At 31.9% G+C, this 12,943-nt stretch carries 13 protein-coding genes and 1 pseudogene; 5 read left to right on the top strand and 9 right to left on the bottom strand.

The window, feature by feature from the left end:
• Positions 1–186: 186 nt before the first annotated feature.
• Positions 187–1,090: pseudogene (locus ACNQGD_RS01810) on the top strand (IS1595 family transposase).
• A 170-nt stretch (positions 1,091–1,260) separates the two neighbouring features.
• On the opposite strand, the gene ACNQGD_RS01805 reads toward ACNQGD_RS01810, so the two are convergent.
• The gene (locus ACNQGD_RS01805) at positions 1,261–2,052 is read right to left on the bottom strand and encodes a response regulator (protein ID WP_417998105.1); all 792 of its coding nucleotides are present in this window, start codon (positions 2,050–2,052) and stop codon (positions 1,261–1,263) included.
• Between the two features lie 305 nt (positions 2,053–2,357).
• On the opposite strand from ACNQGD_RS01805, the gene ACNQGD_RS01800 reads away from it, so the two are divergent.
• Positions 2,358–3,449, top strand: a complete 1,092-nt coding sequence (locus ACNQGD_RS01800; RefSeq protein WP_417998104.1) for an ATP-binding response regulator — start codon at positions 2,358–2,360, stop codon at positions 3,447–3,449.
• Between the two features lie 72 nt (positions 3,450–3,521).
• Here ACNQGD_RS01800 and ACNQGD_RS01795 read toward each other — a convergent pair whose 3' ends face one another.
• The 5 genes from ACNQGD_RS01795 to rlmN all read right to left on the bottom strand — a co-directional run bounded on the left by ACNQGD_RS01795 (position 3,522) and on the right by rlmN (position 8,098).
• Positions 3,522–4,562 carry a hypothetical protein gene (locus ACNQGD_RS01795; RefSeq protein WP_417998103.1) on the bottom strand — a complete coding sequence of 347 codons (1,041 nt, stop codon included), beginning with the start codon at positions 4,560–4,562 and terminating at the stop codon, positions 3,522–3,524.
• Between the two features lie 32 nt (positions 4,563–4,594).
• The gene (locus tag ACNQGD_RS01790) at positions 4,595–5,314 is read right to left on the bottom strand and encodes a hypothetical protein (protein ID WP_417998102.1); all 720 of its coding nucleotides are present in this window, start codon (positions 5,312–5,314) and stop codon (positions 4,595–4,597) included.
• Positions 5,301–5,861, bottom strand: coding sequence for an RNA polymerase sigma factor (locus ACNQGD_RS01785; protein WP_417998101.1), 561 nt, complete (start codon positions 5,859–5,861; stop codon positions 5,301–5,303). Before ACNQGD_RS01785 ends, ACNQGD_RS01790 begins: the two co-directional genes overlap by 14 nt.
• Before the next feature lie 136 nt (positions 5,862–5,997).
• Positions 5,998–6,975 carry a polyprenyl synthetase family protein gene (locus ACNQGD_RS01780; RefSeq protein ID WP_417993921.1) on the bottom strand — a complete coding sequence of 326 codons (978 nt, stop codon included), beginning with the start codon at positions 6,973–6,975 and terminating at the stop codon, positions 5,998–6,000.
• A gap of 79 nt (positions 6,976–7,054) precedes the next feature.
• A complete protein-coding gene (gene rlmN, locus ACNQGD_RS01775; protein ID WP_417998100.1) occupies positions 7,055–8,098 on the bottom strand; it encodes a dual-specificity RNA methyltransferase RlmN in 1,044 nt (347 codons plus the stop codon).
• A gap of 200 nt (positions 8,099–8,298) precedes the next feature.
• Between rlmN and ACNQGD_RS01770 the strand changes: the two genes are divergently transcribed.
• From ACNQGD_RS01770 to ACNQGD_RS01760, 3 genes are read left to right on the top strand one after another with little or no spacing between them, the layout of a single operon-like run.
• Positions 8,299–8,550, top strand: coding sequence for a hypothetical protein (locus ACNQGD_RS01770; protein WP_417998099.1), 252 nt, complete (start codon positions 8,299–8,301; stop codon positions 8,548–8,550).
• Complete coding sequence (locus ACNQGD_RS01765; RefSeq protein ID WP_417998098.1) at positions 8,543–8,791, top strand: type II toxin-antitoxin system RelE/ParE family toxin; 249 nt, start codon at positions 8,543–8,545, stop codon at positions 8,789–8,791. The genes ACNQGD_RS01770 and ACNQGD_RS01765 overlap by 8 nt, the downstream gene beginning before the upstream one ends.
• A gap of 50 nt (positions 8,792–8,841) precedes the next feature.
• Positions 8,842–9,483, top strand: coding sequence for an O-methyltransferase (locus tag ACNQGD_RS01760; protein WP_417998097.1), 642 nt, complete (start codon positions 8,842–8,844; stop codon positions 9,481–9,483).
• Between the two features lie 142 nt (positions 9,484–9,625).
• Here the strand turns inward: ACNQGD_RS01760 and ACNQGD_RS01755 are convergent, their stop codons facing one another.
• The 3 genes from ACNQGD_RS01755 to ACNQGD_RS01745 form a co-directional block, all read right to left on the bottom strand.
• The gene (locus tag ACNQGD_RS01755) at positions 9,626–10,186 is read right to left on the bottom strand and encodes a phosphatase PAP2 family protein (RefSeq protein WP_417998096.1); all 561 of its coding nucleotides are present in this window, start codon (positions 10,184–10,186) and stop codon (positions 9,626–9,628) included.
• Positions 10,186–10,587 (bottom strand): Sec-independent protein translocase subunit TatA/TatB, encoded by a 402-nt coding sequence (locus ACNQGD_RS01750; RefSeq protein WP_417993925.1) that lies wholly within the window; start codon positions 10,585–10,587, stop codon positions 10,186–10,188. Before ACNQGD_RS01750 ends, ACNQGD_RS01755 begins: the two co-directional genes overlap by 1 nt.
• Before the next feature lie 109 nt (positions 10,588–10,696).
• Positions 10,697–12,940: a M1 family metallopeptidase gene (locus ACNQGD_RS01745; protein WP_417998095.1), complete on the bottom strand. Its 2,244-nt coding sequence runs from the start codon at positions 12,938–12,940 to the stop codon at positions 10,697–10,699.
• Positions 12,941–12,943 lie beyond the last annotated feature (3 nt).

Below are 12,943 nucleotides of genomic sequence, written 5' to 3'. Positions count from 1 at the left end.
CTTCAATGAATATCATTGTCAAAAAAAACATAGTCTTAAAAAGTGAAGTACTGTTCAAAAAAGTTCTTCACCATCACTATTTAAATCGTTTATTATAAGCACTAATTAAATCTTAAAAATATATTATTGATTATCCGTATTCACTCATAAATAACAAAAAAGAGTTATTTATGATAAAAAAAGCCAATAAATTTATTCCGTTTTACAGCAAATTTTTGGAGCAAGGAATCTTGCAGACTTCATTTTAAAGAAGGAAGAGATATAATCGGAGTTCAACGTAGATGTGGAAGCAAAGAGCATTTTTGGATAAAAAGCAAATGGAGTTATCAATGTAAAAAATGTAGAAGTAGAATTTCGTTACGAAGTGGTACAATAATGCAAAGTTCTAATTTATCCTTTTTGATTTGGTATAAAACTATCTTCTTATTAACTGCAACTAAAAAAGGTTTTTCGAGTAAAGAAATCCAAAAAAATTGGGTTTAAAACATTACGAGCCAGTTTGGCCTATGGTTCATAAGTTAAGAAAAGCAATGGGCAATAGAGATGCATGTTATACTCTGGAAGGAATGATTAAATTTGACGAAGGATATTTTACAATTGAATCTACTGAAATAGAACAAGAAAAGGGAATTCGTAGACATGGTACCTTTGAAAATCTAACGTTGCAATTATGGCTGAGTCAACTGTTGTAGAAGATATTGAGACAGGTAAAAAATCAAATCAATGCAGGTATTTTAAAGCAAAGGTCTTGACAGATCACACATCAAAACAGATAAATCAAACAATTCAGAAATCTATTTCTAAAAAAAGTATTCTTTTTACAGACAAAAGCACATCATATATTGACTTTGCAGATTATGTGGAGATTCATATTACAGAAAAATCGAATAAAGAAACAACAACAGAAACTTTAAGGTGGTTACATTTTGCAATAAGTTATGCCAAAAGAAATTTTCTAGGCAATTACCATAAAATTAAAGGAAATTATCTCCAATTGTATCTAAATGAGTTTGTTTATAAGCTTAACAGAAGATATTTTGAGGAAAAATTATTCAATAGGCTAGTAATAGCGAGCATTACAGGGTTATGACGAAAGACGGACAATCATTTTTTTATTTACTGATAATTTAAAATAGTCTAATAAATAAAAACACACTCTCCCAAAATACTTTATAAATAAAAATAGGATGGAAGTACAACTTTTACTATACTTTTGTAAATATTTTTATTTCATAAGCTTAACTAAGTATTTTTAACAACTTACCCAATCATAATATTTTCATCATTTTTATCAATCTTAATTAATTTTATATAATCTCTGGGGGTAACATTCAAATACGATTTAAAACTTGTAGAAAAATATGAAAATGAGCTAAATCCGGTTTCTTCAACTAAATATTGTATATTTTTCTCTCCTAAATGAATAAGTTTAACAGCATATTCTAATTTAAACTCTCTAATATATTGACTGATATTTTTATTAGTAAGTTTACGTATTCTTTTATCTAAGGTTGATTTACTTATAAAAAGCTGACAGGACAATTCATCCAAATCAACTTTTCTTTTTAAACAATTTGCAAGAATTTCATTTAATGAAGTCAAAAAATCTTTCTCAGACAATTTTATCGTAACTTTTGAAAATGGATCAGGTGCATATTTTTTTTCTATATTTTTTTTTAGTTCAATTAAATTTTTGACTTTAAAAATTAATTCCTTGATATTAAAAGGCTTCATTATAAAATCATTGACTCCATTTTCTAACTGCTTAAATTTTATATCATCATCAGCATTTGCAGTAATCATAATTATTGGTACGCTTTTAAATTTATTATTTTTTCTTATTTTCAAAAAGAGTTCTTCACCACACATACCCGGCATCATTAAATCACTTATAATTACATCCGGAATATTTCTTTGCAAATGCTTCAATGCTTCAATTCCATTTTTCAGCCAATAAACGTCAAAATCACTCAAAACTAATAATTCCAAAATAGAGCCTCCTAAAGCTACATCATCTTCGACTAAAATAATTTTTAATTTCTGCTTTTCCATTTTACTAAATTACCATTTTCTATTTTAATCAAACGCCTTTTTATTTTAAACTATCCGTAATTAAACCCCTTTTAAGTTTTATTCAAAATACTTTTACAAAGTACTTTGAATTTTAATTATTATTCTAAAAAACGAAAGTATAATAAATTCAAAAACTCTTATATTGAAATTGGGATTTGTATTATCCACCACGTTTTTTTGCAAGAAGTTCATCAGTGAAATTTTCTAAAACGTATCAATCTTAGTATTTACCAATTTTTTATTTACGGAAGAATAAAATTCCAAAATAAAATTAACCTTTACTTATGAACAAAAATAAAATTCTCTTAATAGACGATGAATTAAATTTAAGAGAAACTATTAGCGAACTCCTTAACTATCAGAATTACGACGTCAAAACAGCCTGCAATGGTCAAGAGGCCTTAGAACTATTAGAATATTGGGTCCCTGACTTAATTATATGCGACATAATGATGCCTGTGATGGATGGCAATACATTTCATGAAATAATAAAAGAAATCCATTCTTTGAACTCCATACCTTTTATTTTTTTGACTGCCAAAAAAGAAAATAACCTGAGGAGGAAATGCCTATTGGATGGTGTTGATGATTTTATTTCTAAACCATTTAAAATAAATGAATTAATATCTATTATACAATCAAAAATAGAACGATTTGAAAAAATAAAGAATAATCACAACAATTTATATTTGGGTAAAAAAAAAACTTTTTTGCATGAAATCAACACTCCTCTCAATGGAATTTTAGGATCGATTGAGCTTCTAATAAAAAATGAAGAAAATCTTGACAGAAAAGAAGTTTTATCATTTTATGAATCGATCAAAATATCAGGAGAACGATTAAATAGAACAATGCAAAATATAATTCTTTATCAAAATCTTAAAAATAATTTGATTAAATTTAATGACCATTCAAGTTCTGAAATATTAAATATATTTTTAAATACAAAAGAAAAAATTTTTAAGATTTATGAAGGGCAGGAAAAAAGAATCAGTTTTGAAATTGACAAAGCAATGATTAAATTTAACAAAAAGCATTTAGAATTCATCTTTTTTGAATTAATAGACAATGCATTAAAGTTTTCTTCTGAAAATAAAATCATTGTTGTTTCTGGTAAACAGTTTAATAATGAATATTATGAATTGGTAATTAGAGATTTTGGGATTGGTTTAAGTCAACAAGAATTAAATAAAATTGGTGCTTCTCAACAATTCAATAGAGAAAAAAGAGAACAACAAGGGTTAGGATTAGGACTTTTCTTAAGCAAAATTATTATAAAAAAATCAGAGGGTGTTTTTACTATCATTTCAAAAGAAAATGAAGGGACTACAATAAAAATATTTCTGCCTTTATATAAAACTACAAATATTGACTAAAATTATATTAATAATAATAAAAGCACTTCTTTCAAAGTGCTTCTAAAAGTATAAAACTAACTAAAACAATTTCTAATTCAAATCAAAACGCAATCCTAAAGATATGTTGTTTTGTTTCACTAAATTATCTCTAAACAAAGGATTCAAATCATATTTAAAGTATAAACTGGTAGATTTATAGCCAATATAAGTACTCAAACCATAGATAAAATTACTGGTATTAAAATCTCCTTTGGTTTTTTCCGTAGCCTTCAATTCATTAGCATCATACTTAATAATTTGCTTTGATTTCAAATTGATTCCTGCATAACCACCTATCCCAAAACGAACACTTTGATGCGTTTTAAAAAACGGCTTTTCCTCTTTCATTTTTTTACCTGAAAAATCAAACTCTAAATGAATTGGTGCTACTAAATATACATTTTTAAAACGCGAATCTTTAATATCAATAGGATTTACCGCCAGATTAGTCTGATTTCCATTCATTACAAAACTACGATTATCAGTCGGACTAAGATTATTATACATCACTGACAAGCCATATTTAGCATGAAGCAAATTGTTGTTTTTTGCAATTCTGCTGTTATAAGAAACACCTAATTCATAAAAATGAGAATCTAAAAATCTATAATCAGAATCTTCCCGTTTACTATCCGCGACTAAATTATTCAAACCGGCCGCAAAGATAAATTGTGATGTTGTTCTTCTTTCCCCCTGAATTGAGTCTTTAAAATCATCCTGATGTTTTTTTCCATGAAAAGAAAAACTGTATGTTCGAGTAGAATCCTGTTCTTTAATTTTTCCATCCACTTTTTCCTGAACCAAATTTTTTAATGCCTCTTGCTCTATAGCTGCTCTGGCTTCGATGTTGATTGCTCTGGCTTCGGCCAATAATTTCTTTTTACTCTCCGCTTCTTCTCTTGTAATTGTACCATTGATTAATTGATTATTAATTACCTCAACTTCTATTTTCAGTGCCGCTTTTTCTTCTTTGGTAATAGTTTCAATTTTTAAAGCAATCGTTTTTGCTCGTTTTTCAAATGTTTCTTGTCCAAGCATTTTGCTCGAAAAAAAACACAACAGTGTTATTAAGTAAATGGTAAAATTTCTCATGATGATTTGATTTTAAAGGTGATTGATGATTTTTATTCTAAGTTACGATTGGTCAACGCGACTTTTACCGATTGGTAATTCTTGCTTACTTTATTAATTACTTTTTCACGAAAGGAAAGTTCTAATTCTCCATCAACCTGCGACAGCAAATTACTTGCATTAACACGCACAACCGGTTTTTCATTCAATTGATTTTCCTTTTTCGAAGGATTTTCCGCAACGGCTAACAGTTCGTCAACTGCCGAGTAGCTAGTTTGTAATTTGATTGATTTTTGTTCTGTTTTTTGATTACTGATTGAAACTTCTTTTACTTGATTTTCATTTGAATTATTGTTAACGACACTTAATTTTTCTTTTAAAATTGGAATTTGATTAATTCCCGAATTTGATTTTGAAACAACATCAAGGACTAAACCCTGTTCTTCCTCCGTTTTCTGTTTAATACTATTCGTTGAAACTACAGTAGTTTTAGGAACAACTGAATTTTGAATAACAACCTCATTTTCGTGGTTTTCAATAGTATTTCCGTTTTGCCCAAAATAAACGGTCCCAAACAATAAAAATCCAACAAAACTTGCCGCTATAAACATCCAAGGAAATTTAGCTTTTGGTTTTTGCTTCTCCTGTTTATTATTGCTCTCGTCAGCAGCCGTAAGCATTGCATCCAGTTTGGCCCAAGCCATTTCTGACGGTTTGATTTCCCGAGAATTCAATTGCTCCTTGAACTGTTTTTCTAATTTATTCGGTTCCATAACTGTAATTTTTTAACGCATTAATCTGTCCTTGCAACATTTTTCTCGCATGTGACAACTGCGACTTTGATGTACCTTCATTAATCCCTAGCATACTGGCAATTTCATGATGTTTGAATCCTTCGATAGCATGTAAATTGAAAACCATTTTATAGCCATCCGGTAAACTATCAATCAGAAATTGAATATCGTCTATTGAAAATTGGCTTTCGATGTTATTGAAACTTTCTTCAAAATAGTCTTCATCTTCAATATACTTCACTTTTTTTTGGACTCGAATGAAAGAAATACATTCGTTCACCATAATTCTTCTGATCCAACCTTCAAAACTTCCTTTGTGTTGAAAATTCTTCAGATTCGTAAACACTTTCATAAAAGCAGTAATCATGATATCTTCGGCCAGATGCATGTCTTTTATATATTGGCGGCAAACGCTTAACATTTTTGGAGAAAATTGGGTGTAAATCTGCTGTTGTGCATGCCGACTCTTTTTGACAGCTAGCTGGATTAATTCATTTTCTTCCTGATGTAAGTTGATTACTTTCAAAATATTTATAAAGTGTTTCTATAAGTATAGACGAGTTGGATTGCAAAAAGGTTGCATCCTAAATAGAAAAAAAATTGATTTCATAAGTTAAATCAATAGAATCAATAGTTAAGGAGTGAAATTATTTTAAAAAAAATTATTTTTTTCTTTCAATCACATAATTCACCATCAAAATCAGCGCGTCTTTAAACTCCGAATCCGAATAATTATCTAAAAGCAAAAGTGCTTCTTGCTGGAATTCCACCATTTTTTGTTCTGCATAAAGTAATCCATTATTGTTTTTCACAAAAGCAATAACTTCTTTGACACGTTTTTTATCTTTATTATGGTTTTTAATGGAATTGATAAGCCATGTTTTCTCTTTGGAAGTACACGTATTTAGGACGTGAATAAGAGGCAGAGTCATTTTTTGTTCTTTGATGTCAATTCCGGTTGGTTTACCAATGGCATCTTCGGTGTAATCGAATAAATCATCTTTTATCTGAAAAGCCATCCCGATGAGTTCTCCAAATTTACGCATGTTTTCTACCTGAACTTCGTCTTCAATAACGGATTTTGCACCAAGAGCGCAACAGGCAGCAATAAGTGTAGCTGTCTTTTTTCGAATGATTTCATAGTAAATATCTTCTGTGATGTCAAGTCTTCGGGCTTTTTCGATTTGAAGTAATTCGCCTTCACTCATTTCGCGTACAGCGACAGAAATAATTCGGAGTAAATCGAAATCGCCATTATCAATAGAAAGTAACAATCCTTTGGACAATAAATAATCACCCACAAGTACTGCAATTTTATTTTTCCAAAGTGCATTCAGCGAGAAAAACCCTCTTCTGCGGTTGCTGTCGTCCACAACATCGTCGTGAACTAATGTTGCAGTATGTATCAGTTCAATAACACAAGCGCCACGATAGGTTCGCTCATTTACAATTCCTGCCGAAACCATTTTTGCAGTCAGAAAAACAAACATAGGACGCATTTGCTTGCCTTTTCTGTTGACAATATAATACGTGATTCTATTCAACAAAGCCACTTGCGAAGTCATCGATTCGTAGAACTTTTTTTCAAAAAGTTCCATTTCGTTGAAAATGGGCTGTTTTATTTGTGAAGTAATATTCATTAGAAATCAAAGATACAATTTTAGCCTGCAATCTTACAAATGCTTGCATTCTTTTGAATATTTTTCGAAAAGAAAACGCTTAAGCTTCTTTATTCGCCAATTGTCCACAAGCTGCATCAATATCTTTTCCACGGCTTCTTCGTACTTTTACCACAATGCCACTAGCTTCCAGTGCTTTTATGTACGCATCAATTGATTCTTCAGAAGCTTGTTGAAATTCCCCATCATCGATAGGATTGTATTCGATCAAATTTACTTTGCAAGGAACATATTTACAAAACTTTACCAAGGCATCAATGGAAGCTTTATTGTCGTTGATATCTTTCCAAACGACATATTCGTAGGATATTTTACTTTTGGTTTTCCGGTACCAATATTCTAATGATTCACGTAAATCTGCCAAAGGAAAATTAGCGCTAAACGGCATAATTCTAGAACGAATTTCGTCGATTGCTGAGTGTAGCGAAACTGCTAATTTGAATTTTACATCATCATCCGCTAATTTCTTAATCATTTTAGGAACTCCCGAAGTCGAAACCATAATACGTTTAGGCGACATTCCTAAACCTTCCGGAGAAGTAATCATTTCGATTGCTTTCAACACATTGTTGTAATTCATAAGCGGTTCGCCCATTCCCATAAAAACAATATTCGACAATGGATGATTGTAATACAAACGGCTTTCTTTATCAATGGCAATTACCTGATCATAGATTTCAGCCGGTTCCAGATTTCGCATTCTTTTTAATCGCGCTGTGGCGCAAAAGTTACAATCTAAACTACAACCTACTTGACTCGAAACACACGCAGTAGTTCTTGTATTTGTAGGTATCAAAACCGATTCTACTACCAAACCATCATGCAACCGAACGGCATTTTTCACGGTTCCGTCTTCACTGCGCTGCATCGTATCTACTTTGATGTGATTAATTACGAAATGCGTTTCCAGCATAGTTCGTGTTCCCTTAGAAACATTGGTCATATCCTCAAAACTATGTGCACCTTTACTCCACAACCATTCGTAAACTTGATTTCCACGAAAGGCTTTGTCTCCATTTGCTACGAAAAATTCTCGCAATAGTTCTTTTGATAAGGATCGTATGTCTTTTTTCTCGATTTGCATGGTGCAAAGTTAGTAAGTATTTTGAGGTTTTGGTTATTTGTAATTTTGGTTATTTGTAATTTTGTGAAAAATTTAAAAAAAAGCATTTCATTTCCCAAGATTTAGAGGATTAAAATTAGAAAAAAAACCAAAACAGCAGACCAAATACAATAAAGAAACCTATTATAATTTTTTGTAAATTTGTGTACAAATTAATAAAAATGGGACTTCCAGAATTAAAACATAAAATCCAACTTCAATTAGATTTAGCAGACGAAAGAGTACTTCGTATTGTATCCTCTGTATTTGATAATTATTTGAATGAAATTGTTTCTTACGAAACAAAAGGAAATGCCTTAACACTCTCAGAATATCACAATAAGGTTGAGGAAGGATTAGAAGATATAAAATACAACAGGGTACTTTCTCAAGAAAATCTTATTGAAGAAATGAAAACCTGGAAAAATGATTAATCCTACTTATGCGATTTTCTGGACTATTAGTGCAAAACTTGATTTAAAAGATATTTATCTTTCATTAGAACAAAGAATCTCTCTCCTTGTAGCAACTAAAATAATCGATGAAATTTTCGGAAGTTTAAATTCAATAACTTTTTCTGATCAATTTCAAATTGACGAATACCGAATTGATTGCAGAAGAATAATTACCCGAAACTACAAAATACTCTACCAATTCCATCACAACGCAATTTAGGTTGTTAGAATATTCAACACTTTTCAAGACCCAATAAAAAGTTTAAGATAATGCATTTCATTTCCCAAGAATTAGAAGATTATATCGAGCAACATTCCGAAAAAGAACCGGTTTTACTAGCTGCTCTGAATAAGGAAACCTATCAAAAAATTCTGTTGCCCCGAATGTTAAGCGGGCATTTTCAAGGTCGGGTTTTGAGTATGTTGTCGAAATTGATTCGTCCAGTGAATATTCTGGAAATTGGTACGTATACAGGATATTCAGCGTTGTGTTTGTGCGAAGGCATGCAGGCAACCGGACAATTGCATACGATTGACATCAAAGAAGAATTGGTTGATTTTCAAAGAAAACATTTTGATAAATCACCTTGGGGAAAGCAAATTATTCAGCATTTAGGTGAAGCCGTTGATATCATTCCAACACTTGACTTGAAATTTGATTTGGTTTTTATTGATGCTGATAAAGAAAATTACGGCAACTATTTTGAATTGATGGTTCCAAAAATGAATAAAGGCGGGATTATTTTATCAGATAATGTGCTGTGGAGCGGAAAAGTCCTGGAACCATTACAACCTAATGATTTGAGCACAAAAGCATTACTGGAATACAATAAGGTATTAGCGACTGATCCAAGAGTGGAAACGATTTTGTTGCCAATTCGTGATGGATTGACAGTGAGTAGAGTTCTTTAGTTAAGAATTTCTATTGAAAACAAATGCCCTAGCCCTGATGGAAGCGGCATCCTTTTTCTGGTTATTCTGACCTAAGGAAGAATGACAGAAAAAGATATAGCGTAGAGCGGGAAAAAGCTCCTAAGCAATTCTAAAATTGTTTTTACGGGAAATATTTTTGTTGTGCCATTTTGTATCCTTTGAACATCAAAAAGCCAAAAGTAAAACCGAATAAGTAGCCCGTAAGAATATCTAACGGATAATGCAATCCCAAGTAGATTCTACTGTATGCAAAAATGAGGGGCCACAAGAACAGGAAGCCAAAAAATTTGATTTTGTCTTTAAAATTAAAGAACAAAAATGCAGCAACGGCCATTGAATTTGCAGCGTGGCCAGAGAAAAAGCTAAATGAGTTCCTAACTTCAACGATGCGTATAAAGGAATTAATTTCAGGATTATTACAAGGTCGTAATCGCTGAAATCCGTTCTTAAACAGGTTTGTTGTTTGATCCGTAACTGTAATTAAAACTGCTACAAACAGAATTAAAAATAATGTTTGCCTAGCGCCTAGTTTTTTGTAAATAACATACAAGAGGAGTAAAAAAAAAGGAATCCAGTTGCTTTGTCTGGTAATAAACAACCAAAATCCATCAAAAGGTTCCGATCCTAGTCCATTCAAAAAAACAAACAATTTTGTATCTAAAGACAGCACTTTTTCCAACATTACATCTGACGTTTTATAGGTCCTGTAACATCTTCTATAGCCTCTTTAGTTGTTTCGATTTGAGTAGTTGTTTCGCCCAGTAAATTATCTTTGACTTTATTAATTTCTGAAGTGATATTTCCGGTTATATCAGTAATTTTGGAGGTATCTCCCAATAGATCATCCTTAGCTTTATTGATATGCGATGTAATATTTCCTCTTAAATCAGTTAATGTTTGTGAATCAAATCCATTAGCCTCAGCTCCTTTTTGAATTTCACTTTTTATATCATTCGTAGCATTTTTTAATTGTGCCATTGCTTTACCCATGGTACGGGCAATTTCCGGTACTTTATCTGAACCAAAAAGCATGAGTACTATAAACATGATAAAAACTAACTCGCCTCCTCCTATGCCAAACATATTTCTTATTTTTTATTGCTACAAATATACCTAATTTTGGATCTTTGCCTTTTAATTTTTTCATAAAAAAAAGACTCTTTTCAGAGTCTTTCTTATTTTATGTCTTTGTCTAATCAAATTTAGACTTCACTTCTTCTTTAGGCCAAGCGTTATTGGATATATCAATATCAGCTGTTTCCAATTTTGGATCTATTTGAATCTTTTTGATTGCTTTTTCAGTTGCATATACTTTCTTAGCAGTATCGTTGTTTTTTCTCCAAATTTGAGCTGGGTATTTGAATGTTTCTTTGGTATCATCATCGTAAGTCAATTCAACAATAATTGGCATTAACATTCCTCCTGGCTTATTAAACTCTACTTCGTAGAAATACTTAGGAGATTTTAATTTTGATTTTTCGTCTGCTGAAAAGTTTTGATTTACATACTCAGATAATAAATTTACATCTGCAATAGCTAATGCTTTCTTATCTTTTGATGACAATTCTTCACTAGTTCCAGGAACTAAATAAACGAAAGGTCCTTTTTCTTGACCAAAACGTCCTCTTCTTACGACAACGTCTTTCAAATCTTTAGTTGCAGTCTCAGATACATAATATTGTTTTACTTCTTTTACTCCGATATCTACAAAATCAGTGGAGTAAAACCATCCTCTGAAAAACCAATCTAAATCTACTGCTGATGCATCTTCCATAGTTCTAAAAAAGTCCTCTGGCGTAGGATGCTTGAATTTCCATCTGTTTGCATATACTTTGAAAGCGTGGTCAAACAATTCTCTACCCATAATGGTTTCTCTAAGAATATTTAAACCTGTTGCCGGCTTACCATAAGCATTAGCACCAAATTGAACTATCGTTTCAGAGTTTGACATAATAGGCTCCAAGAATTTTTGATCTCCACTCATGTAAGGAACAATTTTACTTGCCGGTCCACGACTTGAAGGGAAATTTGTCCCCATTTCTTGTTCAGCCATATATTGCATAAAAGTATTCAGACCTTCATCCATCCAAGACCATTGACGCTCGTCAGAATTGACAATCATAGGAAAGAAATTGTGGCCTACTTCATGTATAACGACACCAATCATTCCGTTTTTTATACGCTCACTTGTCACTCCTTTTTCGTCAGGGCGACCATAATTCCAACAAATCATTGGATATTCCATACCTTGATCTTCTGCTGAAACAGAAACTGCTTTTGGATAAGGATAGTCAAATGTGTGTGCTGAATAACTTTTTAAAGTATGGGCAACAGTTCTAGTTGAAGTTTCTCCCCAAAGCGGATTACTTTCTTTAGGATAAACTGAAATTGCCATAACTGTTTTGTTCGTCAATTGTACTGCCATTGCATCAAGAATAAACTTTCTTGACGTAGCAATACCAAAATCCCTTACATTTTTAGCACTAAATTTCCATGTTTTTTTCTTTTCTGAAAAACCTTTTTCACTTGCTTCTGCTTCCGCTTGAGTCACAATTACGACTGGTTTGTCAAATGTTTTTTGAGCCAGTTCGTATCTTTTTACTTGCGATGCAGTAAACACTTCGCTTCTGTTCATCAATTCACCAGTAGCCTCCATAACGTGATCAGCAGGAACGGTGATGTTTACATCAAAATTCCCAAAAGGCAACGTAAATTCTCCTGTTCCCCAAAATTGCATATTCTGCCACCCTTCCACATCATTATAAACGGCCATTCTAGGATAGAACTGTGCAATTACATATAGTTTATTTCCTTCTTTTTCAAATAATTCATAGCCAGAACGACCTCCGTCTTGTCTGTAATTATTAATATTATACCACCAATTGATAGAAAAAGTAAATTTTTCACCCGGTTTCATTGGAGTTGCTAAATTAATACGCATCATGGTTTGATTGATCGAATACGACAAAGGATTCCCTTTTACATCTTTCACAAGCTCTATGTTGAAACCACGCTCTTGCTCTTGTTTTAAGAACTTATTTGCGAAGTTTCCAGCAGGAAAAACCTGTTCCATTTTTTGGCTTTCCGCCAATGGTGTTTGGGAGGTTTTAGCAGCTTGATTTTGGTCTAACTGCACCCATAAATACTCTAAGGTATCTGGAGAATTGTTATAATAAGTAACCGTCTCAGAACCCGTCAATTTAGACTTCTTGTCATCAAGCTCTACATTTATCTTGTAATCAGCCTGTTGCTGATAATAAGCCGGACCCGGAGCTCCAGAAGCCGTACGAAACATGTTAGGTGTAGCTAACAAATCATACATTTGACTAAACTTATTGGTATCGTATTTTCCTGATTGTTTTGGTGCAACAAGTGCCGTTTTTTCTTGGGCAAATAAAATTGCGGGAAGAAGTAATAATAATGTAAATTTTTTCATAGG

This window comes from Flavobacterium glucosi (genome assembly GCF_048286535.1).
Taxonomy (GTDB): Bacteria; Bacteroidota; Bacteroidia; order Flavobacteriales; family Flavobacteriaceae; genus Flavobacterium.
This window is presented reverse-complemented; position numbering and strand designations above follow the sequence as displayed.

Excerpts from the sequence above, each read along its gene's own strand:
- ACNQGD_RS01805 (WP_417998105.1), bottom strand. The coding sequence starts at position 2,052 with ATGGAAAAGCAGAAATTAAAAATTATTTTAGTCGAAGATGATGTAGCT.
- ACNQGD_RS01800 (WP_417998104.1), top strand. The coding sequence starts at position 2,358 with ATGAACAAAAATAAAATTCTCTTAATAGACGATGAATTAAATTTAAGA.
- ACNQGD_RS01795 (WP_417998103.1), bottom strand. The coding sequence starts at position 4,562 with ATGAGAAATTTTACCATTTACTTAATAACACTGTTGTGTTTTTTTTCG.
- ACNQGD_RS01790 (WP_417998102.1), bottom strand. The coding sequence starts at position 5,314 with ATGGAACCGAATAAATTAGAAAAACAGTTCAAGGAGCAATTGAATTCT.
- ACNQGD_RS01780 (WP_417993921.1), bottom strand. The coding sequence starts at position 6,975 with ATGAATATTACTTCACAAATAAAACAGCCCATTTTCAACGAAATGGAA.
- rlmN (WP_417998100.1), bottom strand. The coding sequence starts at position 8,098 with ATGCAAATCGAGAAAAAAGACATACGATCCTTATCAAAAGAACTATTG.
- ACNQGD_RS01770 (WP_417998099.1), top strand. The coding sequence starts at position 8,299 with ATGGGACTTCCAGAATTAAAACATAAAATCCAACTTCAATTAGATTTA.
- ACNQGD_RS01765 (WP_417998098.1), top strand. The coding sequence starts at position 8,543 with ATGATTAATCCTACTTATGCGATTTTCTGGACTATTAGTGCAAAACTT.
- ACNQGD_RS01760 (WP_417998097.1), top strand. The coding sequence starts at position 8,842 with ATGCATTTCATTTCCCAAGAATTAGAAGATTATATCGAGCAACATTCC.
- ACNQGD_RS01755 (WP_417998096.1), bottom strand. The coding sequence starts at position 10,186 with ATGTTGGAAAAAGTGCTGTCTTTAGATACAAAATTGTTTGTTTTTTTG.
- ACNQGD_RS01750 (WP_417993925.1), bottom strand. The coding sequence starts at position 10,587 with ATGTTTGGCATAGGAGGAGGCGAGTTAGTTTTTATCATGTTTATAGTA.
- ACNQGD_RS01745 (WP_417998095.1), bottom strand. The coding sequence starts at position 12,940 with ATGAAAAAATTTACATTATTATTACTTCTTCCCGCAATTTTATTTGCC.